Here is a 22,951-nt window from a genome sequence, read left to right on the forward strand (position 1 = left end):
GCAATCGCCGGCTCGCGAGATGGCGATCCGTGCTTCGAGCCTTTCGATTTATCCCTGCCAAATCCGAAAGATCTCGACACGAGGCACCCGGTCCGACCAAATCGCCAGCCCGGGGGGCGGGTCATGCCAAAGGCATGCTTTCAGCATGACGATGGCGCGGCGGCCTGCGGCCTTGATTCCGCGCGGTCACGCACAGCAGACCGGGCAGATACGACCGTTGCGACATAAAAAGGGCCGCCCCGAGGGACGGCCCTTTCCACATCCAGTTCGCTCGGGCTCAGCCGAGCGCCGCGACGCCCGGCAGGACCTTGCCTTCCATCCATTCGAGGAAGGCGCCGCCGGCGGTGGAGATGTAGGTGAAATCGTCCGACGCGCCGGCCTTGTTCAGCGCGGCCACGGTGTCGCCGCCACCGGCGACCGAGACCAGCTTGCCCGAGGCCGTCGCCTTCGCCGCATGGGCGGCGGCGGCGTTGGTCGCGGTGTCGAAGGGGGCGATCTCGAAAGCGCCGAGCGGGCCGTTCCAGATGAGAGTCTCGGCCCGGTCGATGGCCTGCTCCACATGCGCCACGCTGTCGGGGCCCGCGTCGAGGATCATCGCGTCCGCCGGGCACTCCTCGGCCTTCACGACCTCGGACGGCGCGTTCTCGCGGAACTCGCGGGCGACGACCACGTCGCGCGGCAGCAGGATCTCGCAGCCGGTCGAGGCGGCCTTCTCGGCGATTTCCTTGGCGGTGCCGGTCATGTCATGCTCGCAAAGCGATTTGCCCACGTCGAGGCCCTGCGCCGCGAGGAAGGTGTTGGCCATGCCGCCGCCGATCACGAGGATATCGACCTTTTCGACGAGGTTGCCGAGCAGTTCGAGCTTGGTCGAGACCTTGGCGCCGCCGACCACCGCCAGCACCGGGCGCTTGGGCGTGCCGAGCGCCGCTTCCAGCGCCTCGAGCTCGGCCTGCATCAGCCGGCCGGCACAGGCCGGCAGCAGGTGCGCCAGGGCTTCGGTCGAAGCATGCGCCCGGTGCGCCGCCGAGAAGGCGTCGTTGCAATAGACATCGCCGAGCTTGGCATAGGTCTTGGCGAGCTCGGGGTCGTTCTTTTCTTCGCCCGGCTCGAAGCGGGTGTTCTCGAGCAGGACCACATGGCCCTTGTCGCAGGCGTCAATCACGCCCTCGGCCTCGTCAAGCGTGGCGAAATGCACCTTGGTGCCGAAGGCGGCCTCGAGCGCCGGCAGCAGCATCTTGAGCGACATCTCGGGCACCACCTTGCCCTTGGGGCGGCCGAAATGGGCCAGAAGCACCGGGGTGCCGCCGCGCGCGAGAATGTCCTGCACCGTGGCGCAGACGCGCTCGATGCGGGTGGCATCGGTGACCTCGCCGTTTTCCACCGGCACGTTGATGTCGACACGGGTCAGCACGCGCTTGCCGTCCAGTTCCATGTCGTCGAGGGTCTTCCAGGCCATCTTGTCCTCCTGTCAAAGCGTTGCCCAAGGTCTGCCCCGAAGCGCCGGCGGGGTCAATGTGCGCGCGTCCCTTGGCATTCGCGCAGGCGCGGATTAAGTCTCGGGGCGTAATATGATGCGCAGGGAGTGATGCGACATGGCCGAGATCAAGGACCCCGAAAACACCATCCTCATGGAGCTGAAAGACGGCACCGTGACCATCGAGCTGCTGCCCGACGTGGCACCCAAGCACGTGGAGCGGATGAAGGAACTGGCGCGGTCGGGCGCCTATGATGGCGTGGTGTTCCACCGCGTGATCGAGGGCTTCATGGCCCAGACCGGCGACGTGCAGCACGGCAACAAGGACAATGGCTTCAACATGGGCCGTGCCGGCACCGGCGGCTCCGATCTGCCCGACCTGCCGGCGGAATTCTCCAAGCTGCCGCATGACCGCGGCACGCTGGGCGCGGCCCGGTCGCAGAACCCGAACTCGGCCAACTCGCAGTTCTTCATCAACTTCAAGGACAACCATTTCCTCAACGGCCAGTACACCGTCTACGGCCGTGTCATCGACGGCATGGCGCATGTGGATGCCATCACCCGCGGCGAGCCGCCCGCGGATCCCGACAAGATGGTCAGCGTCAAGGTGGCTGCCGATGCGTAACCTGATCGCAGCGGCGCTTTGCACCCTCGCGGCACCGCTCTCGGCGGCGGGGCTCGACGTGACCGTGTCGGGCGAGGGCGCCAACGGCACCTTCCATATCGACCTGTTCGAGGACGTGGCGCCGAACCATGTGGCCCAGATCACCGCTCTGGCGGAAGAGGGCGCCTATGACGGCGTCGCCTTCCACCGGGTGATCGACGGCTTCATGGCCCAGACCGGCGACGTGCAGCACGGCAAGATGGGCTCGGACATGCGCATGGCGGGCATGGGCGGCTCGGACCGGCCGGATCTCGCGGCGGAATTCTCGGATCGCGACTTCGGTCGCGGCGTGGTCGGCATGGCCCGGTCGCAGAATCCGAACTCGGCCAACTCGCAGTTCTTCATCATGTTCGCGCCGGCGCCGCATCTCAATGGCCAGTACACGGTGGTGGGCGAGGTGACCTCGGGCATGGACGTGGTCGAGGCGATCAAGCGTGGCACCGGGCGCAATGGCGCCGTTGTGGGCCAGCCGGACCAGATGGCGACGGTCACCGTGACCGAGTGATCTCTTGCGGTGCGCGCCTCCTGGGGCGCGCGCTGGCTGAAGCCGGCCCGCGCCTCTGGCGCAGGCCGGCGGTTCAGGAGGGCGCTGCCCTCCTCTTGCCCCGGCAGGCCGGGGCAATTCACCTCCCGGGATATTTCTGGCCAGAAGAAGCGGCGGGCTCAGCGTGATAGCCGGTCCGGCAAGCGGCGTGCCAGCGGCGCGAGCATCGGCTGGTGCAGCCAGGTGCCGCTGAGCCGGTGCGGCTTTGCGCCGGTGCCGAGCTTGAAGCGGGTGAGGCCGGGGGCGGCGTCGCAATTCAGCATGCCGAGATCGAGCGTGGTGTGACCCTTGCGGGCGAGCCAGCGCATGGCGGCCCAGAGCAGGGCATTCATGGCGCTGCAGGCGCGGCCTTGGGCGCGTGAGACGCCGATCTGCCAGGTCGCGGTGGGGCCGTGGCGCAGGATCGCGATGGCGGCGGCGGGCTGGCCATCGTGGCGGGCTTCCCAGATCTGCGCGGCGCCGGGATTGGCCTTTGCGAAGGCGGCGACGAGGGCCGGGGGCAGGGCGCGGTAGCGTTTGCGGCGTGCCTGCTGCGCTTCGGCCGACAGCAGCCAATGGCTGGCGCTGAACGGCAGGCGGCGGATCTGCAGCCCGTGCGCGGCGCTGCGGTTCAGGCGGTTGCGCCATTTCCCGAGCATCGCGGCGCGCATCTCTGTCTCTGTCGAGAGCGGAAGCATCGCCAGCGTGGCCGGGGTGAGCAGCGGCCAGAAGCCTTCGGCGCGCAGCCTGTCGGGCGGCAGCCCGTCTGCGTTGAGCAGAAGCGGGCCGCGGCTCCCCTCGCGGCAGAGGGCGAGCCAGTCAGGCGGCAGCGCGGCGGCGCCGAGGATCGGGCCGCGGGAGATCAGCGAGACCGTGCCCACGAGCGGCAGGCGGCGGGTTTGCAGGAGCCAACGCATGCCGTGCCCCTCGCCACAGCGCAGCCCAAGGCCGAGCGCGCGCAGGGTGCGGGCATATTCCGGCGACTGCTGCAGCGGCAGGACGGGGACGATCATGATCTGGATTAAGGACTTGGAAAGTGAATCCGTGGTTAACTCGGGCCATGGCACAGAGATTTCCCCCGCGTCGCGAGGCGCCCCGTTCGATCGCCGTGGTGGCTCCGGCACCGCGGCCCACGCTCGCCGCGGCCCTGCTGCTCGCCACCGGCTTGTCGTTGCCTTTCGCGGCGCTGGCGCTGTTGCAGGCGGTTTTCTGACGCGTCGGGCGGGCATAGAAAAAGGGCCGGCGCGATGCCGGCCCTCCAAAGGTCGTGACGCCGTGCGGCGGCGCGCTTAGCCGAGCTTGACCAGGGCGTGGCGCTTCTTGCCCGCCGACAGCTTCACCGGGCTCGCCAGCGCTGCCGCATCAAGCATGAGCCCGGCATCGGTCAGCGGCGCGTCGTCGATGCGGGCGCCGTTCTCGGCGATCAGGCGCTTGGCCTCCTTGCCGGATTTCGCCAGGCCGGCGCGCACGATCAGCTGCACGATGGAGATGCCGTCGCCGCCCAGCTCCTCGGCAGAGAGCTCCAGCGTCGGCAGGTCGTCGCCCACGCCGCCCTTCTCGAACACCTCGCGCGCGGTGGCCTCGGCGGCGGCCGCGGCCTCGGCCCCGTGGCAGAGCGTGGTGACCTCGTTGGCGAGGATGATCTTGGCGGCGTTGATCTCGGAGCCCGAGAGCGCGCCGAGACGGTCGCATTCCTCGACCGGCAGCTCGGTGTAGAGCTTGAGGAAGCGGCCGACATCGGCGTCGGTGCTGTTGCGCCAGAACTGCCAGAACTCGTAGGGCGAGAGCATGTCGGCGTTGAGCCACATGGCACCGCCCTGGCTCTTGCCCATCTTGCGCCCATCCGAGGTTGTCAGCAACGGCGAGGTCAGACCGTAGATCTCGTTGTCGAGCACCCGGCGGGTCAGGTCGATGCCGTTGACGATGTTGCCCCACTGGTCCGAGCCGCCCATCTGCAGTAGGCAGCCGTAGCGGCGGTTGAGCTCGAGGAAGTCATAGGCCTGCAGGATCATGTAGTTGAACTCGAGGAAGCTCAGCGACTGCTCCCGGTCGAGGCGGGATTTCACCGACTCGAAGCTCAGCATCCGGTTGACCGAGAAATGCCGGCCGATGTCGCGCAGGAACTCGAGATAGTTGAGCCCGTCGAGCCATTCGGCATTGTTGAGCATCAGCGCCGGCGTCTCGGCGCGGTCGTAGTCGAGATACTTGGCGAAGACCTGCTTCATGCCCTCGATATTGTCGTCGATCTGACCGGGCGTCAGCAACGGACGCTCGTCGGCGCGGAAGGAGGGATCGCCCACCTTGGTGGTGCCGCCGCCCATCAGGGTGATCGGCTGGTGGCCGGTCTTCTGCAGCCAGCGCAGCATCATGATGTTGAGCAGGTGGCCCACGTGCAGCGACTTTGCCGTGGCGTCATAGCCGATATAGGCGGTGACCACCCCCTTGCTCAGCGCCTCGTCGAGGCCCTGGTAATCGGTGCAGTCGGCCAGATAGCCGCGCTCGATCATGACGCGCATGAAGTCCGATTTGGGATGGTAGGTCATGGGGCTTCCCTCTTATAGTCCGCACGTTCCTATAAGGGCGGGGCGAGCAGAGTTGAAGGACAAGTTGAAGGCGGCGCCGGTGTGGGCGCTTGGGGCGATGTCGGGGACATCGCTCGACGGGGTCGACGCGGCCCTGGTGCAGACGGACGGACGGCAGATCCTGGCATTCGGAGAGAGCGGCTACCGCGCCTATACGGGCGAGGAGCGTGCCTTGCTGCGCGCGGCGCTGGGAGGCTGGCCGGGGGACGATCTGGCAGCGGCGGGCGAGGTGGTGCAGCGTGCCCACGCGGAGCTTCTGGCGGGGTTTCCGCAGGCGGAACTGGTGGGGTTCCACGGCCAGACGCTGGCGCACGAGCCACGCGGGCGGGGCACGCACCAGCTCGGCGATGGCGACGCGCTGGCCGCGGCGCTGGGGCGCGACGTGGTGTGGGATTTCCGCTCGGCCGATGTGGCGCTCGGGGGCGAGGGGGCGCCGCTGGCGCCGTTTTTCCACTTCGCCTGCGCGCAGTGGACGGGGGCGACCGCGCCGGTGGCCTTCCTGAACCTCGGCGGGGTCGGCAATCTGACATGGGTCGATCCCACGCGCGCCACACCTGAAGCACCGGGCGCGCTGCTGGCCTTCGACACGGGGCCAGCCAACGCGCCTCTCAACGATCTCGTGGCCGAGCGGCGCGGCTGGGACTGCGACCGCGACGGTGCTCTGGCGGCGCAGGGCGAGGTCGTGGATGGCGCGCTCGAGCTCTTCCTCGACGAGTCATACTTCCGAAAGATGCCGCCCAAGTCCTTAGACCGGGACGACTTCTCGCTGATGTTGGACCTCGTGCGCGAGCTGGACGATGCCGATGCCGCGGCGACGATGACGGCGATGGCAGCCACCGCGGTGATGCTCGGGCTTGAACACTGCCCACAGCCGCCCGAGCGTCTGCTGGTCACGGGAGGCGGGCGCCACAACCCGGTGATGATGGCGATGCTGGCCGCCGGGATCGACTGCCCGGTCGAGCCGGTCGAGGCGGTCGGGCTCGATGGCGACATGCTCGAGGCGCAGGCCTTCGCCTATCTCGCGGTGCGCGTGGCGCGTGGCCTGCCGACCTCCGCGCCGGGCACGACGGGGGTCGCTGCGCCGGTGAGCGGAGGGCGCATCAGCCGGGTGTGACCGGCGGCCCGGACCTTGGGACACAGCGCCCGCGTCACCGTCCGGCCTGCCTCCGGCGGGAGTATTTTTGACGAAGAGAAGCCAGGGGCGCGGCGCTCCTGGCTTCTTTGGTTTCTAAATACCTCGGGGGTGAATTGGCGCACAGCGCCAAGAGGGGGCAGCGCCCCCGTCCGCCCCCTCCGCAAGCGCCTCGGTCACGCCGAGGACAAGCGCGTGCCCCCTTGACGCCGTACGCGCCGCCACATAGCGCGGGGGCATGGCACAGGCACCGCTTCTCCAGCTCTCCGACATCTCGCTGACCTTCGGGGGCGAGCCCGTCTTCGCAAATCTCTCGCTCATCGTTCAGCCCGGCGACCGGGTGGCGCTCGTGGGGCGCAACGGTTCGGGCAAGTCCACGCTCATGAAGGTTATGGCAGGCATGGTCGAGCCCGACACGGGCACCCGCGTGGTGCCGGCGGGCACCTCGGTGGGATACATGGAGCAGGAGCCCGATCTGAGCGGCTTCGAGACACTGGGCGAGTATGCCGCCCAAGGGCTCGGACCGGCGGAGATGTATCTCGTGGAAGCCGCGGGCGAAGGGCTGGGCTTCGATCCCGAGCGTCCGGTCGCCACCGCCTCGGGCGGCGAGCGGCGCCGCGCCGCGCTGGCGCGGCTGATGGCGCAGGATCCCGACGTGATGCTGCTCGACGAGCCCACCAACCACCTCGACATCGCCGCGATCCAGTGGCTCGAGGCCGAGCTCAAGCGCACCCGCAAGGCCTTTGTCCTGATCAGCCACGACCGCCGCTTCCTCGAGGAGCTGACCCGCGCCACCCTGTGGATCGATCGCGGCGCGGTGCGACGGCAGGAGCAGGGCTTCAAGGGGTTCGAGGACTGGCGCGACAAGATCTGGGCCGAGGAGGACGAGGCCCGGCACAAGCTCGACCGCAAGATCAAGGCCGAGGCGAAATGGGCGGTCGAGGGCATCTCGGCCCGGCGCACGCGCAACCAGGGCCGGGTGCGGGCGCTCAAGGCGCTGCGGCAGGAACGCTCGAACATGATCCGCCGGCAGGGCACCGCGGCGATGGAACTGGCCTCGGCGCCGGTCTCGGGCAAGAAGGTGATCGAGGCCGAGGGCTTGACCAAGATCTTCGGCGACAAGATCATCGTGAAGAATTTCTCGCTCACCGTGCAGCGCGGCGACCGGGTGGCCTTTGTCGGCCCCAACGGCACCGGGAAGACGACGCTGATCCGCATGCTGACCGGCGAGATCGAACCCGATGAGGGCCGGGTCAAGCTTGGCACCAATCTCGAGATCGCGCTGTTCGATCAGACCCGCTCGCAGCTCGACCCCGAGATGAGCCTCTGGGAGAGCCTCACCGGCGACAAGGACATGCGGGTTTCGGGCAAGGCCGACCAGGTGCTGGTGCGCGGCCAGCCCAAGCACGTGGTGGGCTATCTCAAGGAGTTCCTCTTCGACGAGCGCCAGGCGCGGGCCAAGGTCGCCTCGCTCTCCGGCGGCGAGAAGGCGCGGCTGCTGCTGGCCAAGTTGATGGCGAAGGAATCGAACCTGCTGGTGATGGACGAGCCGACCAACGATCTCGACGTCGAGACGCTGGACCTGCTGCAGGACCTGCTGGGCGAGTACGACGGCACCGTGCTGATCGTCAGCCACGACCGGGACTTCCTCGATCGCATTGCCACCACCACCGTGGCGATGGAGGGCAACGGCCAGGCGGTTGTCTATGCCGGTGGCTGGAGCGATTACCGCGCCCAGCGGGCCGAGACCGCCACCGCCACCGCGCCCGCCGAAAAGACGGCGAAGCCCGCCAAGGAGGCGCGCGAGGCGTCCAAGCCCAAGCCGCAGCAGGCGGGGCTGAGCTTCACCGAGAAGCACCGACTCGAAGAGCTTCCCGACGTCATCGCGCGGCTCGAGGCCGAGATTGGCAAGCTCGAGCAGCTGCTCGCGGATCCCGAGCTCTTCACCCGTGAGCCGGTGAAGTTCCGCAAGGCCACCGAGGCCCTGACCGAGCGGCAGGACAAGCTCTCGGCGGCCGAGGAAGAGTGGCTCGAGCTCGAGGAAAAGGCCGAGGCCGCCGGCTGACCGACGCGCGCGCGTGGCGGGGTCAGTCGCGGCTCAGGTCGAGACGGCGTTCCGCGAGGCCCATGAAGACCACGGTGAACAGGATGCGCACCACGTGGTGCAGGCTGACCAGCGCCGGGTTGGCGGCAAGGCTCAGCGCGATCACCGACATCTCGGTCACCCCGCCGGGCGAGTAGGAGATCATCAGCTGCAGGAAGGGCAGACCGGTGGCGAGGCTGAGCCCGGCGGCAAAGCCCGCGCCGAGGATCAGCATCCACAACACCGAGATCACGCTCAGCCCGGCGCAGCGCCGCAGCATGGCGCCGGTCATGCCGGAAAAGCGCAGCCCCAGCGAGCAGCCCACCACCACCTGCGCCACCGCGATCAGCCAGAACGGCAGGTGCAGGTCGACGGCGCCTGTCAGCGTGACCGCGCCGGCCAGCAGCAGCGGGCCGGTGATCTGGCCCGCGGGCAGGCGGATGACCTTGGCGATGCCAAGCCCTGCGGCGGCGGCGAGCGCGATCAGCAGCAGCGCCAGCGGCGTCACCGGCTCGGAGGCGCTTGGCGTCAGGCCCGCGGCGCTGCCCACCGGATGGCCGAGCCAGAGCGACAGGCCCAGCGGCACGAAGGTGATGACGATGATGATGCGCAGGAATTGCTGCGCGGTGAGCAGCGGCAGCTCGGCCCCGGCGCGCTCGCCCATCACCAGGCTCTCCATCAGCCCGCCCGGCATGCCCGCGAAATAGGCGGTCGCTTTCTTGTAGCCGCCGAGACGGCGGAAGATCATGTAGTTGCCGAAATGCGCCAGCACCACGAACACCGCCAGCGCCGAGAGCGTCAGGATCAGGTCGCCGGCCTCGCGCAGCAGCTCCGGTTCCACCTGCGTGCCGATCATCACTCCGATCAGCCCGATGAAGCCGGTGCGGAAGCGCATCGGGAAGCGGTAGTCGCGCAGCGCGCCATGCTGGAACAACGCCACCGCCAGCGCCGCACTGGCGAGACTGCCCAGCATGAAGGGCATTGGCAGACGCAGGAACTGCGCCAAGAGGCCGCCAAGCCCGCCAAGCGCCAGCAACGCCGCTGTGAGAACGATCATCCGGAGGGTGAGGGTGGTGCCTTGCATGGCGCGACCTAACCCCAGAGGCGGGGAAAGTGCAACGTGGGGCGCGGCTTGCGCTTTCCGAGGTGGCGCCTCTGCCCTAGATCCCCGGCCATGCAGCGCGCACTCTTCATCGGCTCAGAGATCTATCGCGGATCGAAATACGGCACCCGCCATCCGCTCTCGATCGAACGGGTGCCCGCCGCCACCGATCTCGCCGCGGCGCTGGGGCTCATGCCGCGCCGCCTTTACCGCACCAGCCCGCGCGCCAAGCCCGAGGCGTTGGCGGCGTTCCACACGGCCGATTACATCGCCGCGTTGCAGGCGGCGGAGGCCGAGGGTGCGGTCAGCGACGAGACCCGGGCGCGCTACGGCCTTGGCACGCTGTCGAACCCGGTCTTTCCCGAGATGTATCGCCGCCCGGCGACGGCGGTGGGCGGCGGGCTCCTGGCAGCCGAGATGGTGATGTCGGGTGCGGTGCGGGCGGTGCACAATGCCGGGGGTGGCACCCATCACGCGCTGGCCGGGCAGGCGGCGGGGTTCTGCTTTCTCAACGAGCCCGTGCTGACCATCCTGCACCTGCAGCGGCTGGGGGCGCGGCGGGTGGCCTATGTCGATATCGACGCGCATCACGGCGACGGCGTAGAGCTCGCCTTTCACGGCTCCGAGGGCGTGCGGGTGATCTCGGTACACGAGGACCGGCGCTGGCCCTTCACCGGGGCGCTGGAGGACGAGGGCGGCGGGGCGGCCTTCAACCTGCCGGTGCCGCGCGGCTTCAACGACAGCGAGTTCGCCTACGTCCTGGACGAGATGATCCTGCCCGCAGTCGCGGCGTTCCGGCCTGACGCGGTGTTCCTGCAATGCGGCGCGGATGCGCTGACCGAGGATCCGCTGTCGCGGCTCGAGCTGTCGAACAACAGCCATTTCCGCGCGGTTCGGGCGCTGTTTGATCTGGCGCCACGGCTCGTGACTTCGGGCGGCGGCGGGTACAATCCGTGGAGCGTGGCACGCTGCTGGGCCGGGGTCTGGGCAATGCTGTCGGGGCAGGAGCTTCCCGACGAGCTGACGCAAGAGGCGCGTGCGCTGCTGGCGGGTCTGACATGGTCGCGCAAGGGGCGGCCGGGCCCCGAGCTGCTCACCAGCTTGCGGGATGCGCCGCGCGAGGGGCCGATCCGCGACGAGATCCGCGCGGGTGTGGCCCATCTGAAACGCAGGCTCTGACGCTCAGAGGTATTTTCCGGCTTCGCGCCGGGCGAAGGGCTTGAGCCGAGCGCCATGCGCCTCGAGGAAGCCCTCGGCGCGGGCGCGGTCATGCTTCGAGAGATCGCGGATCCACCAGCCGACCGCCTTCTGGATGAACCAGTCGCGATCCTCGGCATAGCTTGCAGCCCAGCCAAGCACCCGGTCGCGGATCGCCAGATCCTGCTCGGAGGGAAAGTTCATCTTGGCCCAGGGCAGGGTGATGACCAGCGCCGCGCGGCGGGTCCACATATGCGGGCTCTCGGTCCAGTGCGCCACGGTCTCGAGGCGCGACGGATCGGCGGTGAGCCGACGCTGCCCGGCCATGCAGGCGTGATCGGCGATGGCCCAGCTGTCGAACTGGGGCACCCAGTCGCAGATCAGCCGCCACGCCGCGTCATCGGGGCGGATGCGCGCTTGGGTCAGCAGCTTGGCCGCCGCAAGACGGGCCTCGAACACGTCCGTCAGCCACAGATCGCGCGCCAGTGCCACGCGCTCGTCGACCGGAAGGGCCTGCCGCCAGCCGCGGGTGATGTCGTTCAGTGCAGGGTTCGGCACGCCAAGATAGGGGCGGTCGATCTTATGATAGGCGCGCATGCCTTCCGCGCGACCGGGCTCGGCGTGGCGCGCGATCTCGGCAAGGGCCTCGTCGGCGGTCATCTGTCGTGGTCCTTTGTGCCGGTGGGGCGGCGGTTGCGTGGCGCCGGGCGGAGGCCGCCGCAGCGCGCATCGAATCGGTTTGCCATGAGAAAGCCCTCCGAACGGCTCGGGTGCAGGGTACGCTCCGGGCAGCGCGGAGCCAGCAAAACCGGCAATCGCTGCGGTTACTCCACCGTTACCGATTTCGCGAGGTTGCGCGGCTGGTCCACGTCGGTGCCCTTGGCGACGGCGGCGTGATAGGCCAGCAGCTGCGCCGGCAGGGCGTAGAGCAACGGCGCGAGGCGGTCGTCGACCTCCGGCAGGGTGATGACCTGCCAGACGCCTTCGCCGGCCTCGGCGGCGCCGCGCGCATCGGTGACGAGGCAGATCTTGCCACCGCGCGCCATCACCTCCTGCATGTTCGACACGGTCTTGTCGAAGAGCCCGTCATGCGGCGCCATGACGATCACCGGAACGGTCTTGTCGATCAGCGCGATGGGGCCGTGCTTGAGTTCTCCCGATGCATAAGCTTCGGCATGTATGTAGCTGATTTCCTTTAGTTTAAGGGCGCCCTCATAGGCGATTGGATACATCAGGCCGCGGCCAAGGAAGAGAACGTCGCGGGCCTCGGCGATCTTCTGCGCCGCGGCCTCCATGGTGCCGTCGCGGTCGAGCGTGGCGTTGAACAGCCCCGGCAGCGCGCGCAGCTGAGCCAGCAGCGCGGCCTTGTCGGCGGCATCCATGTGGCCGCGCTCTGAGGCCGCCTTGATGGCCAGAAGCAGCAGCGCGTTGAGCTGACAGGTGAAGGCCTTGGTCGAGGCCACGCCGATCTCGACCCCGGCATGGATCGGCAGCGCGAGGTCGCTCTCGCGGGCGATCGAGCTGGTCTCGACATTGACCACCGAGACGATGCTGTCGGCCTTGTCACGGCAGTAGCGCAGCGCGGCGAGCGTGTCGGCGGTCTCGCCCGACTGGCTGACGAAGAGCGCCACGGTGCCCGGCAGAACCGGCGGTTCGCGGTAGCGGAACTCGGAGGCGACATCGACCTCGACGGGCAGGCGGGCGAGCTTTTCAAACCAGTATTTCGCCGTCAGGCAGGCGTAATAGGCGGTGCCGCAGGCCACCAGCACCAGCCGGTCGACCTTGGTGAAATCCAGCGCCGTCGCGGGGATCTCGATGCGGTCACCGTCGAGATAGGCGCTGAGCGCGTCGGCCAGCACTGTGGGCTGCTCGGCGATCTCCTTGGCCATGAAGTGCTTGTAGCCGGCCTTGTCGACGCGCGCGGCGTCCATGCGGATTTTGCGCGCCTCGCGGTTCACGCGGCGGTTCTCCATGTCGAAGATTTCGGCACCCTTGCGGGTGATCACCGCCCAGTCGCCTTCCTCGAGATATGTCAGCGTGTCGGTCATCGGCGCCAGCGCGATGGCGTCGGAGCCGATGAACATCTCGTTCTCGCCATGCCCGATGGCCAGCGGCGAGCCCTTGCGGGCGGCGATCATCAGGTCTTCCTCGCCGTCGAACAGGAAGGCAAGCGCGAAGGCGCCCTCGAGCTGCGCGATGGTGGCCTGCGCCGCCTCGACGGGGCTCTTGCCGGCGTCGAGATGCATCTGCGTCAGCATCGCCACGGTCTCGGTGTCGGTGTCGGTCTCGGGCTGGTAACCGGCCTGGGCGAGGATGGCGCGCAGCTCGCGGAAGTTCTCGATGATCCCGTTATGGACCACCGCCACCGGTCCCGCCTTGTGCGGATGGGCGTTCTTCTCGTTGGGTTCGCCATGGGTGGCCCAGCGGGTGTGGCCGATGCCGGCCTTTCCGGGCAGCGGTTCGTGCACCAGCCGGTCGCTGAGATTGACCAGCTTGCCCACCGCGCGGCGACGGTCGAGCTTGCCCTCGTTCACCGTGGCGATGCCGGCGCTGTCATAGCCGCGATATTCGAGCCGCCGCAGCGCCTCGACCAGGATCGGCGAGGCCTCGTGACTGCCCAGCACTCCGACGATTCCACACATGCCCGTTACCCTTTGTTCTGTTTTGCTTTCTTGGCCTTCAGCATGTCGAAGAGCCGGGTTGCGAAGCCGGCTTTCTCGACCTGCTTGGCACGCCCCAGCGCCAGCGCGCCCGGGGCTACATCGTCGGTGATCACCGAGCCCGAACCGGTCATCGCGCCGTCGCCGATGGTGACCGGGGCGACCAGCATGGTGTCGGAGCCGATGAAGGCGTTGCGCCCGATGGTGGTGCGGTGCTTGAACACGCCGTCATAATTGCAGGTGATGGTGCCGGCGCCGATATTGCTGCCCTCGCCGATATCGGCATCACCGAGATAGGTCAGGTGGTTGGCCTTGGCGCCCTCGCCGAGATAGGCGTTCTTGATCTCGACGAAATTGCCCACGTGGGTGTGCTCGGCCAGCTCGGCGCCGGGGCGCAGGCGTGCGAAGGGGCCGACGATGGCGCCGCGGCTCACGTGGCAGCCTTCGAGATGGCTGAAGGCACGGATGCGGGCGCCGCTCTCGATGGTGGCACCGGGGCCGAAGATCACGTTGGGTTCGATCTCGGCATCGCGGCCAATCACTGTGTCCCACGCGAACCAGCAGGTCTCGGGGGCCTGCAAGGTGACGCCGTCGGCCATCAGCCGGGCGCGGATCGCCTGCTGGAAAGACGCCTCGGCACCGGCGAGCTCGGCGCGGGAGTTCACCCCCAGCGTCTCTGCCTCGGCGCAATGCACCACGCCCGCCGAGAGACCACGGGCGCGGGCAATCTCGACGATGTCGGGCAGGTAGTATTCGCCCGCCGCGTTGTCGTTCTTCACCTCCGCGAGCAGGCTTTGCAGGGTCGCGGCGTCGGCGGCAACAACGCCGGAATTGCAAAGGCTTATGGCGCGCTCTTCATCCGTCGCATCCTTGTATTCGACGATGCGGATCAGCGCGTCACCTTCGGTCACGAGGCGACCGTAACGGCCCGGGTCGGCGGCCTCGAAGCCCAGCACCACCACGTCGTGCTCGGCACGGGCGCGGGCCATGTCTTCGAGCGTGTCCTGGCTGATGAAGGGGGTGTCACCGTAGAGTACGATGGCGTCGCCATCAAAGCCCTCCAGCTCGGGACCAGCCTGCAGAACCGCATGCGCGGTACCGAGCTGTTCGGACTGGATCACCACCCGCGCCTCGGGGTCGCACGCCTGCGCCGAGGCTGCAACTTGCTCGGCCTCGTGGCCGGCGACAACGATGCTGCGCGCAGGCTCGAGGCTCTGTCCGGCGCGCATGGCGTGCCACAGCATCGGCGCGTGGGCGATGCGGTGCAGCACCTTGGGCAGGTCGGACTCCATGCGGGTGCCCTTGCCCGCAGCAAGGATGATCAGGGCGATGCTCATGCCGGTTTCCCGTTTGTGTTCTGTCTTCGCCCGTTCTATCGGCTCAGGGGGCAGGAGCAAGATCGCATCCATCACGTTGAATGTCGTGATGTGTCAGCCGGAGGATTCCCCATGCGCACGGTCATCTTCGATCTCGACGGCACGCTGGCAGATACCAGCGGCGACCTGATCGCCGCCGCCAACTGGTGCTTTTCGGAAATGGGATCGCAGGCGCGCCTCGACCCGGTGGACGATGCGTCGACCGCCTTTCGCGGCGCGCGGGCGATGTTGAAGCTGGGGCTTGAGCGGGCGGGCGCTTATGAGGCCGAGACGGTCGAGCGCTGGTATCCACAGCTGCTCGCCGCCTATGGCGAGGCGATCGACGTGCACACGCAGCTCTACCCGGGCGCGGTCGAGGCGGTCGCGGCGCTGCGCAATGACGGCTGGCGCGTCGGCATTTGCACCAACAAGCCCGAGGGGCTGGCCGAGACCCTGCTGCAGCGGTTGGGTGTGCGGGATCTTTTTGGCGCACTGATCGGTGCTGATACGCTGCCGGTGCGCAAGCCCGACCCGCTGCCCTATACCGAGGTGGTGGCGCGGCTCGGCGGCGACGTGGGCCGGAGCTGTCTCATCGGCGACACCGACACCGATCGCAAGACCGCCGCCGCGGCCAAGGTGCCCTGTATCCTCGTGACCTTCGGGCCGGATGGCGAGGCGGTGCGCGATCTCGGTCCCGAGGGCCTTATCGGCCATTTCGACGAGCTGCATGGCGAGGTGGCCCGGCTGGTCTCCTGAGCGCGCTCGGCACGGGGGAAATCTCCGGAGAAAATCTTTCATGCGAAAGATTTTCGGGATCGGGTCCGGAGGCGAAGATTTTTCGAACGAAAAATCTTGAACCGCGGGGTGATTGACGTGGCGGCCGGCGGGGCGCAGAAACGGCGCATGACAGAGCGCTTTACCGGAAGTTTCACCCAGCAGGAGCCGATCCCCGAGGACGGCATCGAAGCCGCGCTCGCGGTTCTGCGCCATGGCCGCCTGCATCGTTACAACACCGCTCCCGACGAGCTGTCGGAGACCGCGCTGCTCGAGCAGGAGGTCGCCGCCATGACGGGCGCGCGCTATGCGCTCGCGGTGGCCTCCGGCGGCTACGCGCTTGGCTGCGCCCTGCGCGCCGTTGGCGTGCAGCCGGGCGACACGGTGCTGACCAACGCCTTCACCCTCGCGCCGGTCCCCGGGGCCATCGCGTCGGTCGGCGCCAAGCCGGTCTTTGTCGGCGTCACCGAGGATCTGGTGATCGATCTCGACGATCTGGCCACCAAGCTGGCTCAGGCCCGCGTTCTGATGCTCAGCCACATGCGCGGGCACCTGTGCGACATGGACCGGCTGATGGCGCTCTGCGATGCCGCCGGCGTCACGGTGATCGAGGATTGCGCTCATACCATGGGAGCGGCGTGGAACGGCGTGGCGTCCGGGCGGCACGGCGCGGTGGGCTGCTACTCGACCCAGACCTACAAGCACGTCAACTCGGGCGAGGGTGGTTTCCTCGTCACCGATGATGAAGAAATCGCCGCCCGCGCGGTGATCCTGTCGGGCTCCTACATGCTCTACGAGCGCCACCTTGCGGCCCCGGGCCCGGAGGTGTTCGAGCGCGTCAAATACCACACGCCCAACGTCTCTGGTCGCATGGACAACCTGCGCGCGGCCATTCTGCGCCCGCAGCTGCGTGATCTGGACACGCAGGTCGAACGCTGGAATGACCGTTACCGCGCGGTCGAAGACGGTCTCCGCGACGTGCCCGGCCTGACGGTGATCGACCGCCCCGCGCCCGAGCGCTATGTCGGCTCCTCGATCCAGCTTCTGCTGCTCGACTGGGCGGCGGAGGCGGTGCAGGAGGTGCTGCGCCGCTGCGCCGCCCGTGGGGTCGAGCTGAAGTGGTTCGGCGGGGCCGAGCCGGTGGCGTTCACCTCGCGCTACGACAGTTGGCGCTACGCCGAGAGCGTGCCGCTGCCGCGCACCGACCGGGTGCTGGCGGGGCTCTTGGACATGCGCCTGCCGCTGACCTTCAGCGTTGATGACTGCGCCCAGATCGCCCGCATCATCCGCGCCGAGGTTTCGGCAGTGCATCAGCGGGGCTGAGCCGCGGCATCACACCTTTGGAGGAGGGCGGCCCGCGCCGCCCCGTGCCAGACTGGACAGACGACACCGGGGGAGAGACAGATGACCGGCAGTGATCTTAGCGACAGCATTCCCGAAACCGCGCTTGGCTGGCACCGCGAGGGCAAGGGCGCCGTGCTTGCCACGGTGATCGAGACCTGGGGCTCGGCGCCGCGGCGCGTCGGCGCGCAGCTGGCGATCTCGGGGGCAGGCGAGATCGAGGGCTCGGTCTCGGGTGGTTGCGTCGAGGGCGCGGTGATCGTCGAGGCGCTTGAGGCGCTCGAGGAGGGGGCCGCGCGCGAGCTTGAATTCGGTGTCTCCGACGGCGACGCCTTCGCCGTGGGGCTGGCCTGCGGCGGCACCATCCGGGTGCTGGTCGAGCCGGTGGGCAGCGTGCTGCCCGAAGCGCTGCTGGCCGATCTCTGCGCCGCCCGCGCTGCGCGGGCGCCTGTGGCCTACGTGGTCGATCTCGACACCGGTGCGCGCCGCCTCGAGCGTGATGGCTTTGAGACCCGCTTCCGCATGGACCGCTCGGGCTTCGAGGAAGGCAGCCGGACCTTCGTGGCCATCCACAACCCGCCGCTGCGGCTCATCGTGGTGGGCGCGGTGCACATCGCCCAGGCGCTGGTGCCGATGGCGCGCATTGCGGGCTACGACCCGGCGATCGTCGACCCGCGCGAGACCTTCGGCGCGCAGGCCCGCTTTCCCGGAGAGACCCTGCTCAACGACTGGCCCGACGAGGCGGTGGAACAGCTCGGCCTCGACAGCCGCACCGCGCTGGTGCTGCTGACCCACGATCCCAAGCTCGACGACCCGGCGCTGACGCTGGCGCTGCGCTCGGGCTGCTTCTACATCGGCGCACTCGGGTCCACCCGGACCCATGCCAAGCGCGTGGCGCGGATGCAGGAGGCGGGCTTCTCCGAGGCCGAGATCGCCCGCATCCACGGCCCGGTCGGGCTCGACATCGGCGCCGCCGGCCCGTCCGAGATCGCGGTCTCGATCCTGGCCGAGATGACAGGCGTGCTGAGGAAAGGCGCGTGAAGTTCGGCCCCGTCCCGGTGGCCGAGGCGGCGGGCCACATCCTGGCCCATTCCGAGGCGCTGCCCTCGGGCCGCCTGCGCAAGGGCACGGTGCTGAGCCCGGCCAACCTCGCCTCCCTCGAGGCGGCGGGCCTGACCGAGGTGGTGGTGGCCCGGCTGGAACCCGGCGACGTGGCCGAGGACGACGCGGCGGCGCGGCTGGCGCACGCGATGCTGCCCGAGCCGGAGGCCTCGGGGCTGCGCATCGGCAAGGCCGCCACCGGCCGGGTCAACCTGCACGCCACGCAGATCGGCCTGGTCGAGGTCGATGCCGCGCGCATCGACGCCATCAATGCGGTGCACCCGATGATCACCGTGGCCACCGTGCGCCCGTGGCAGAGTCTGCCCGAGCGCGGCATGGCGGCGACGATCAAGATCATCTCCTACGCGGTGCCCGGCGACGCACTGGAGGCGGCCTGCGCCGCAGCGCCCGGCGCGCTGATCCTTCGCCCGGTGACCCGCAGGAGTGCCCAGCTCATCGAGACGGTGATCGGGGATGGCGCGCCGCAGAAAGGCCGCCGCGCCGTCGCTGGCCGGCTGCAGCGCATGGGCGTCCCGATGCTGCCTGACGTCGCGGTTCCGCACGACATCGCTCCCCTCGCGACCGCCATCTCCCAAAGCGAGGCCGAGGTCATCCTGATCCTCACCGGCTCGGCCACCTCCGACCTTTACGACACCGCTCCCGAAGCGCTGCGTGCCGCCGGTGGCGAGGTCACCCATTTCGGAATGCCGGTCGATCCCGGCAACCTGCTGTTCTTCGGCAAGCTCGGGGAGCGTCCGGTCATCGGCCTGCCGGGCTGCGCCCGCTCGCCTGCGCTCAACGGTGCCGACTGGGTGCTCGAACGCATGCTCTGCGGCATCGAGGTCAGCCCTCGGGAAATCAGCGCCATGGGGGTCGGCGGTCTGCTCAAGGAGCCGCCCTCCCGGCCGCGCCCGCGCGAATCCTGACGCGCGGCGCCCGCATCTTCTTCTGGCCGAAAATATCCCGGGGGAGGCCGCGCCTCGCGCGGACGGGGGCAGCGCCCCCCTGACACCCCGGCCCGGCCGCGAGACGCCGCAGATCGAAAATGCGGGCAAAGAAAAACCCGCCGGAACGCGGCGGGTTGCTCTGTCGCTCTGTCGGGCGCCTTACTTGGCGACCGGTCCGATCATCATGATCATCTGGCGGCCTTCCATCTTCGGCATGTTCTCGACCTTGCCGAGTTCCTTGACGTCTTCGGCAACCCGCTCGAGCAGCTCGCGGCCAAGGTTCTGGTGCGCCATTTCGCGGCCGCGGAAGCGCAGGGTGATCTTCACCTTGTCGCCCTTCTCGAGGAACTTCAGCACATTGCGCATCTTGACGTCGTAGTCGTGGATGTCGGTCCCGGGACGGAACTTCACCTCTTTGACTTCGATGATCTTCTGCTTCTTGCGAGCTTCGGATTCGCGCTTCTGCTGTTCGTACTTGAACTTGCCGAAGTCCATGATCTTGCAGACCGGCGGATTGGCATTGGGCGAGATCTCGACGAGATCGAGCCCGGCCTGCTCGGCCAGCTCCATCGCGCGTCGGGGGGGCTGGACGCCCAGGTTCTCGCCTTCGGCGCCGATCAGACGGATTTCAGGGGCCCGGATGCGATCGTTGACGCGGGGGCCGGTGTCGCGCGTTGGGGGCGCGTTGTGAGGTCTGCGAGCTATGGTATCGGTCCTTTTACCGTGAATACTTTGGTGGCGCAAAATAGTCCTGCGCCAGCGTTGTTTCAAGCGCTTAATCCGGCCCGTTGCGGCAATCCCGCGACCGGCCGCGCCGCGATCCGGGCAGGTGCCGGGCCGAGTGGCGCAGCGGGCCTTGTTGTTGGCGGTAACGGAGCGAGGGGCGAGCCCGACCGGCGCGCTCGGCGCCAGAGCCGATTCTCCGCATGGGCCGCGCAAGCCTCGGGGCAGTCCGCCTCTGGTTGCGACGCCATGGGCTGCGCTGCCGAAAGTGTCGGTTCGACGGCGCGGAGGCGCAACGGCGCGATTGCGTGAATCGCGAGGCTGGGCTAATTCTGTAAGACCGTTTCGGATTTTTTCAGAACAGGTTTCTTGGCGATGCAAAGCGGCCGTCTCTCTCAGATCTTGGTGTCGCTCGGGGCACTTTGGATGTGTGTCATCCTGGTGGGCTGGCTCACGGGCTCCGAAGAACTTTCGCGCATCGCTGCGCATCGCGCCAGCACGGTTCCCAGCACCGCGATCGGCATCGCCTTCCTGTTTGTCGCTATGATGGAGTTCGAGGACGGCAACCAGCGATCGGTGCTGGTCAGCCGCAGGCTGACTTCGGTTGCGCTGGCCATTGCCGCCGCCAATCTGCTGCTCTCGCTCGCCGGGCGGGTGGATATCGATCACTGGCTGTTCGACGCGGTCATCCGTCCCGAAGACCGCATGTCGCCGGGCACGGCGCTTGGCATCATCGTCGCCTGCGCCACGATCTGGCTGGCAGGCGCGCACCGGACACGCCGCCTCAGCGGGGCGGTCGCCATCGTCGGCCTCTCGGGGCTGAGTGCCATCATCCTTGGCAACTCCTTCGTGCCCGGGGCCGTTTTCGGAAAGGCGCTGCTGTCGGGCATGTCGATCTTCACCGCTCTGGCGCTGGCCTTGTTCTTTGTGGCCCATCTTCTGAAGCTCGACTCGCTTGAGCCCGCCGCGCCCGCCGTTTCCGATTGCGACTGACCGTGCCCGCCTTGCCTTGAGGCCGGCGCACGGCCCCGAGGATGGCAGGCCCCGGCTCATCAGAAGATCAACCCATGACAAGATCAAAGCAAAAGACCCCCGCCGCGAGGCAGGGGTCCTGAAACTGTGTCGGCACGTCTGACCAGAGGTCAGTCGAGGAATGCCTTCTCGACCACGTAGTGCTTGGGATCGGAGTTCGCGCCTTCCTCGAGCCCGTATTCCTCGAACATCTCCTTGAGCTCGAGGTTGAAGGCGAGGTTGCCGCAGATCATCGCACGGTCGGTCTCGGGGTTGAGCGGCTCGACGCCGAGATCGGCAAAGGCCTCGCCCGAGCGCATCAGGTCGGTGATGCGGCCCATCTTCGGGCTCTCTTCGCGTGTGGTGGTCGGGTAATACTTGATCTTCTTCCAGAAGCCCTCGCCGATCACCTCGTTGAGCAGCTCGTCGGTCTTCAGGCTCTCGATCAGGTCGGCGCCATATTTCAGCTCACCGGCCTCGCGGCAGGTGTGGGTGATGATGACCTCGTCGTAATCCGCGTAGGTCTGCGGCTCGCGCAGCAGCGAGGCGAAGGGCGCAAAGCCGGTGCCGGTGGCGAAGAACCAGATGCGCTTGCCGGGCAGCAGCGCGTCATGCACCAGCGTGCCCACGGGCTTGGGCCGCAGGATGATCTCGTCGCCGGGCTGGATGTGCTGAAGCTTCGAGGTCAGCGGACCGTCCTGCACCTTGATCGAGTAGAACTCGAGCTCCTCGTCCCAGGACGGCGAGGCGATCGAGTAGGCGCGCAGAAGCGGTTTCTGCTTGCCGGTCTCGGGGTGCGGATCGCCCATCAGGCCGATCATCACGAACTCGCCAGAGCGGAAGCGGAGGCTCGCCGGGCGCGACACCCGGAACGAGAACAGGCGGTCCGTCCAGTGCTTGACCTCGGTCACGGTCTGGGCGTCGGGCAGCACCATCTTCTTCGGCGCGTCGTCTGCGGCTTTGGTCGCGTTGGTGTCGGTCACGGGGCTCATCTCGGTCATGGTGTTCACATCAAGGTCCGTTGCGACTGCATAGCGCAAAAATCGTTTGTAGGCAAACGAACCTCGAGTCCCTTTCTAGAGCGTTGTCGTATGGATTGGAAGATGACTCAACCGCGCATGCGGCTCTGGTAGTCGTGCTGCTGCCAATTTGAGCGGAACAGCCACTCGGCCTCGGGCTGGCGCGCGGCAAGCTCGTCCGAGATCTCGACCTCGTCGAAGCCGGAGCGCCGCGCCATGGCGTACTGGTCCGAGATCACGTGGCCCTTGGCGCGCAGACGGCCCTTGTAGCCGCGAAGGCGCAGCAGGCGGGCCAGCGTGAAGCCGCGCCCGTCGGCAAAGCTCGGGAAGTCGACGCGGATCATCTGCGTGTCCGCATCGAATTCGAGCGCCTCGGGATCGGTGTCGGAGGGCAGGTCGAGCGCGGTCTCGGTCTCGAAGCCGGCGCTCCAGTCATCGGGCGCGAAGCCCGCGTCGGTGACGATGATGCTCATGTGCTCGGTCCTTGTCTCACCATGCGGCCATTGGCGAAATGAATGCCGCATTCCACTTTCTCTTCGCCGCGCCAGCGCCCGGAGCGCGGGTCCTCGCCCTCGGCCACCGGCGAGGTGCAGGGGGCGCAGCCGATCGACGGGTAGCCCTGTGCCACCAGCGGATGCCGGGGCAGGCGATTCTCGTCCATGTAGGCGCGCACGTCCTCCGGCGCCCAATGCGCCAGCGGGTTGACCTTGATGCGCCCGGTGGCGTCCTCGAGCTCGAAGAACTCGAGCGTCTGCCGCGTGGCCGACTGGAAGCGCTTGCGGCCGGTGATCCAGCCATCAAAGCCCGACAGCGCCTGCTCGAGCGGCACGGTCTTGCGCAGGGCGCAGCAGGCGTCGGTGCTGTGATTGCGCAGGTCGTCGTCAGGATCGCGCTGCGCCAGCAGGGCCTCGTCGGTACGGATCACCCGCACGTCCTCGAGATGCAGCCGCTCGGCCACGTCCTGCTGGTAGACCAGCGTCTCGGCAAAGAGCAGCCGCGTGTCGATGAACAGCACCGGCGTCTTGCGGTCGATCATCGCCACGAGATGAAGCAGCGCGATCGACTCGGCCCCGAAGGACGACACCATCGCGATGTCGCCGGCCTCGGGGTCGCGCAGAGCGCCCTCGAGCACCGCGACGGCACCGTGATGGCGGTAGCGCGCGTTCAGCGCCGCGACCCGCTGGCGCAGATCCGCCAGCGCATCGGCACCAAGCGCGGGCGCGCCGGACGCCTGCGTGTCAGGGAGAGATTGAAAGCTCATGC

Annotated in this window: 22 protein-coding genes; 11 read left to right on the top strand and 11 right to left on the bottom strand. The window is 68.2% G+C overall.

Annotated features, from left to right (window positions below; translation table 11 throughout):
- Nucleotides 1-277: 277 nt before the first annotated feature.
- On the bottom strand, nucleotides 278-1,456 hold the full coding sequence (locus tag JF542_RS08875; RefSeq protein ID WP_207075570.1) for a phosphoglycerate kinase: 1,179 nt from the start codon (nucleotides 1,454-1,456) through the stop codon (nucleotides 278-280).
- Between the two features lie 136 nt (nucleotides 1,457-1,592).
- On the opposite strand from JF542_RS08875, the gene JF542_RS08880 reads away from it, so the two are divergent.
- Both JF542_RS08880 and JF542_RS08885 read left to right on the top strand, forming a co-directional pair.
- On the top strand, nucleotides 1,593-2,099 hold the full coding sequence (locus JF542_RS08880) for a peptidylprolyl isomerase (protein WP_007799559.1): 507 nt from the start codon (nucleotides 1,593-1,595) through the stop codon (nucleotides 2,097-2,099).
- A complete protein-coding gene (locus JF542_RS08885; protein WP_007799560.1) occupies nucleotides 2,092-2,643 on the top strand; it encodes a peptidylprolyl isomerase in 552 nt (183 codons plus the stop codon). Before JF542_RS08880 ends, JF542_RS08885 begins: the two co-directional genes overlap by 8 nt.
- Nucleotides 2,644-2,801: 158 nt before the next feature.
- On the opposite strand, the gene JF542_RS08890 is transcribed toward JF542_RS08885, so the two are convergent.
- Complete coding sequence (locus JF542_RS08890; RefSeq protein WP_207075571.1) at nucleotides 2,802-3,674, bottom strand: GNAT family N-acetyltransferase; 873 nt, start codon at nucleotides 3,672-3,674, stop codon at nucleotides 2,802-2,804.
- A gap of 47 nt (nucleotides 3,675-3,721) precedes the next feature.
- Between JF542_RS08890 and JF542_RS08895 the strand changes: the two genes are divergently transcribed.
- Entirely contained in the window at nucleotides 3,722-3,874 is a 153-nt protein-coding gene (locus JF542_RS08895) for a hypothetical protein (RefSeq protein ID WP_207075572.1), read from the top strand.
- Between the two features lie 76 nt (nucleotides 3,875-3,950).
- Here JF542_RS08895 and tyrS read toward each other — a convergent pair whose 3' ends face one another.
- The gene (gene tyrS / locus JF542_RS08900) at nucleotides 3,951-5,204 is read right to left on the bottom strand and encodes a tyrosine--tRNA ligase (RefSeq protein ID WP_207075573.1); all 1,254 of its coding nucleotides are present in this window, start codon (nucleotides 5,202-5,204) and stop codon (nucleotides 3,951-3,953) included.
- 97 nt (nucleotides 5,205-5,301) lie between these two features.
- On the opposite strand from tyrS, the gene JF542_RS08905 reads away from it, so the two are divergent.
- Complete coding sequence (locus JF542_RS08905) at nucleotides 5,302-6,357, top strand: anhydro-N-acetylmuramic acid kinase (RefSeq protein ID WP_242533690.1); 1,056 nt, start codon at nucleotides 5,302-5,304, stop codon at nucleotides 6,355-6,357.
- Nucleotides 6,358-6,613: 256 nt separating this feature from the next.
- Nucleotides 6,614-8,440 (top strand): ABC-F family ATP-binding cassette domain-containing protein, encoded by a 1,827-nt coding sequence (locus JF542_RS08910; RefSeq protein WP_207075574.1) that lies wholly within the window; start codon nucleotides 6,614-6,616, stop codon nucleotides 8,438-8,440.
- 22 nt (nucleotides 8,441-8,462) lie between these two features.
- Here the strand turns inward: JF542_RS08910 and JF542_RS08915 are convergent, their stop codons facing one another.
- Nucleotides 8,463-9,542 (bottom strand): AbrB family transcriptional regulator, encoded by a 1,080-nt coding sequence (locus JF542_RS08915; RefSeq protein ID WP_242533675.1) that lies wholly within the window; start codon nucleotides 9,540-9,542, stop codon nucleotides 8,463-8,465.
- Between the two features lie 90 nt (nucleotides 9,543-9,632).
- Between JF542_RS08915 and JF542_RS08920 the strand changes: the two genes are divergently transcribed.
- The gene (locus JF542_RS08920) at nucleotides 9,633-10,739 is read left to right on the top strand and encodes an acetoin utilization protein AcuC (protein ID WP_207075575.1); all 1,107 of its coding nucleotides are present in this window, start codon (nucleotides 9,633-9,635) and stop codon (nucleotides 10,737-10,739) included.
- Between the two features lie 3 nt (nucleotides 10,740-10,742).
- Here the strand turns inward: JF542_RS08920 and JF542_RS08925 are convergent, their stop codons facing one another.
- The 3 genes from JF542_RS08925 to glmU form a co-directional block, all read right to left on the bottom strand.
- Nucleotides 10,743-11,417 (bottom strand): DNA alkylation repair protein, encoded by a 675-nt coding sequence (locus tag JF542_RS08925; protein ID WP_207075576.1) that lies wholly within the window; start codon nucleotides 11,415-11,417, stop codon nucleotides 10,743-10,745.
- Between the two features lie 164 nt (nucleotides 11,418-11,581).
- Nucleotides 11,582-13,399: a glutamine--fructose-6-phosphate transaminase (isomerizing) gene (gene glmS, locus JF542_RS08930; protein ID WP_207075577.1), complete on the bottom strand. Its 1,818-nt coding sequence runs from the start codon at nucleotides 13,397-13,399 to the stop codon at nucleotides 11,582-11,584.
- A gap of 5 nt (nucleotides 13,400-13,404) precedes the next feature.
- A complete protein-coding gene (gene glmU, locus JF542_RS08935) occupies nucleotides 13,405-14,754 on the bottom strand; it encodes a bifunctional UDP-N-acetylglucosamine diphosphorylase/glucosamine-1-phosphate N-acetyltransferase GlmU (RefSeq protein ID WP_207075578.1) in 1,350 nt (449 codons plus the stop codon).
- 111 nt (nucleotides 14,755-14,865) lie between these two features.
- On the opposite strand from glmU, the gene JF542_RS08940 reads away from it, so the two are divergent.
- The 4 genes from JF542_RS08940 to JF542_RS08955 all read left to right on the top strand — a co-directional run bounded on the left by JF542_RS08940 (nucleotide 14,866) and on the right by JF542_RS08955 (nucleotide 18,914).
- Nucleotides 14,866-15,528, top strand: coding sequence for an HAD-IA family hydrolase (locus JF542_RS08940; RefSeq protein WP_207075579.1), 663 nt, complete (start codon nucleotides 14,866-14,868; stop codon nucleotides 15,526-15,528).
- A 147-nt stretch (nucleotides 15,529-15,675) separates the two neighbouring features.
- Nucleotides 15,676-16,869: a DegT/DnrJ/EryC1/StrS family aminotransferase gene (locus JF542_RS08945; protein WP_207075580.1), complete on the top strand. Its 1,194-nt coding sequence runs from the start codon at nucleotides 15,676-15,678 to the stop codon at nucleotides 16,867-16,869.
- Between the two features lie 81 nt (nucleotides 16,870-16,950).
- Nucleotides 16,951-17,928 carry an XdhC family protein gene (locus tag JF542_RS08950; protein WP_207075581.1) on the top strand — a complete coding sequence of 326 codons (978 nt, stop codon included), beginning with the start codon at nucleotides 16,951-16,953 and terminating at the stop codon, nucleotides 17,926-17,928.
- A complete protein-coding gene (locus JF542_RS08955; protein WP_207075582.1) occupies nucleotides 17,925-18,914 on the top strand; it encodes a molybdopterin-binding domain-containing protein in 990 nt (329 codons plus the stop codon). The genes JF542_RS08950 and JF542_RS08955 overlap by 4 nt, the downstream gene beginning before the upstream one ends.
- Nucleotides 18,915-19,094: 180 nt before the next feature.
- Here the strand turns inward: JF542_RS08955 and infC are convergent, their stop codons facing one another.
- Entirely contained in the window at nucleotides 19,095-19,706 is a 612-nt protein-coding gene (gene infC, locus JF542_RS08960) for a translation initiation factor IF-3 (protein WP_311135713.1), read from the bottom strand.
- A 378-nt stretch (nucleotides 19,707-20,084) separates the two neighbouring features.
- On the opposite strand from infC, the gene JF542_RS08965 reads away from it, so the two are divergent.
- The gene (locus tag JF542_RS08965) at nucleotides 20,085-20,651 is read left to right on the top strand and encodes a hypothetical protein (protein WP_144266911.1); all 567 of its coding nucleotides are present in this window, start codon (nucleotides 20,085-20,087) and stop codon (nucleotides 20,649-20,651) included.
- Nucleotides 20,652-20,800: 149 nt separating this feature from the next.
- On the opposite strand, the gene JF542_RS08970 is transcribed toward JF542_RS08965, so the two are convergent.
- From JF542_RS08970 to JF542_RS08980, 3 genes are all read right to left on the bottom strand, one after another.
- On the bottom strand, nucleotides 20,801-21,670 hold the full coding sequence (locus JF542_RS08970) for a ferredoxin--NADP reductase (protein WP_040545394.1): 870 nt from the start codon (nucleotides 21,668-21,670) through the stop codon (nucleotides 20,801-20,803).
- 107 nt (nucleotides 21,671-21,777) lie between these two features.
- Nucleotides 21,778-22,161, bottom strand: coding sequence for a DUF934 domain-containing protein (locus JF542_RS08975; protein ID WP_007799597.1), 384 nt, complete (start codon nucleotides 22,159-22,161; stop codon nucleotides 21,778-21,780).
- On the bottom strand, nucleotides 22,158-22,949 hold the full coding sequence (locus JF542_RS08980; RefSeq protein ID WP_007799598.1) for a phosphoadenylyl-sulfate reductase: 792 nt from the start codon (nucleotides 22,947-22,949) through the stop codon (nucleotides 22,158-22,160). Before JF542_RS08980 ends, JF542_RS08975 begins: the two co-directional genes overlap by 4 nt.
- Nucleotides 22,950-22,951: the final 2 nt, after the last annotated feature.

It is taken from the genome of Salipiger bermudensis (assembly GCF_017309175.1).
Lineage (GTDB): Bacteria > Pseudomonadota > Alphaproteobacteria > Rhodobacterales > Rhodobacteraceae > Salipiger > Salipiger bermudensis.

What these genes read in the sequence shown, in the direction of transcription:
- JF542_RS08910 (WP_207075574.1), top strand. Translation starts at nt 6,614, where the DNA reads ATGGCACAGGCACCGCTTCTCCAGCTCTCCGACATCTCGCTGACCTTC.
- JF542_RS08940 (WP_207075579.1), top strand. Translation starts at nt 14,866, where the DNA reads ATGCGCACGGTCATCTTCGATCTCGACGGCACGCTGGCAGATACCAGC.
- JF542_RS08965 (WP_144266911.1), top strand. Translation starts at nt 20,085, where the DNA reads ATGTGTGTCATCCTGGTGGGCTGGCTCACGGGCTCCGAAGAACTTTCG.
- JF542_RS08875 (WP_207075570.1), bottom strand. Translation starts at nt 1,456, where the DNA reads ATGGCCTGGAAGACCCTCGACGACATGGAACTGGACGGCAAGCGCGTG.
- JF542_RS08980 (WP_007799598.1), bottom strand. Translation starts at nt 22,949, where the DNA reads ATGAGCTTTCAATCTCTCCCTGACACGCAGGCGTCCGGCGCGCCCGCG.
- JF542_RS08890 (WP_207075571.1), bottom strand. Translation starts at nt 3,674, where the DNA reads ATGATCGTCCCCGTCCTGCCGCTGCAGCAGTCGCCGGAATATGCCCGC.
- JF542_RS08905 (WP_242533690.1), top strand. Translation starts at nt 5,302, where the DNA reads ATGTCGGGGACATCGCTCGACGGGGTCGACGCGGCCCTGGTGCAGACG.
- JF542_RS08950 (WP_207075581.1), top strand. Translation starts at nt 16,951, where the DNA reads ATGACCGGCAGTGATCTTAGCGACAGCATTCCCGAAACCGCGCTTGGC.
- JF542_RS08920 (WP_207075575.1), top strand. Translation starts at nt 9,633, where the DNA reads ATGCAGCGCGCACTCTTCATCGGCTCAGAGATCTATCGCGGATCGAAA.
- JF542_RS08895 (WP_207075572.1), top strand. Translation starts at nt 3,722, where the DNA reads ATGGCACAGAGATTTCCCCCGCGTCGCGAGGCGCCCCGTTCGATCGCC.
- glmS (WP_207075577.1), bottom strand. Translation starts at nt 13,399, where the DNA reads ATGTGTGGAATCGTCGGAGTGCTGGGCAGTCACGAGGCCTCGCCGATC.
- tyrS (WP_207075573.1), bottom strand. Translation starts at nt 5,204, where the DNA reads ATGACCTACCATCCCAAATCGGACTTCATGCGCGTCATGATCGAGCGC.
- JF542_RS08885 (WP_007799560.1), top strand. Translation starts at nt 2,092, where the DNA reads ATGCGTAACCTGATCGCAGCGGCGCTTTGCACCCTCGCGGCACCGCTC.
- JF542_RS08975 (WP_007799597.1), bottom strand. Translation starts at nt 22,161, where the DNA reads ATGAGCATCATCGTCACCGACGCGGGCTTCGCGCCCGATGACTGGAGC.
- JF542_RS08915 (WP_242533675.1), bottom strand. Translation starts at nt 9,542, where the DNA reads ATGCAAGGCACCACCCTCACCCTCCGGATGATCGTTCTCACAGCGGCG.
- glmU (WP_207075578.1), bottom strand. Translation starts at nt 14,754, where the DNA reads ATGAGCATCGCCCTGATCATCCTTGCTGCGGGCAAGGGCACCCGCATG.
- JF542_RS08945 (WP_207075580.1), top strand. Translation starts at nt 15,676, where the DNA reads ATGACAGAGCGCTTTACCGGAAGTTTCACCCAGCAGGAGCCGATCCCC.
- JF542_RS08970 (WP_040545394.1), bottom strand. Translation starts at nt 21,670, where the DNA reads ATGACCGAGATGAGCCCCGTGACCGACACCAACGCGACCAAAGCCGCA.
- JF542_RS08880 (WP_007799559.1), top strand. Translation starts at nt 1,593, where the DNA reads ATGGCCGAGATCAAGGACCCCGAAAACACCATCCTCATGGAGCTGAAA.
- JF542_RS08925 (WP_207075576.1), bottom strand. Translation starts at nt 11,417, where the DNA reads ATGACCGCCGACGAGGCCCTTGCCGAGATCGCGCGCCACGCCGAGCCC.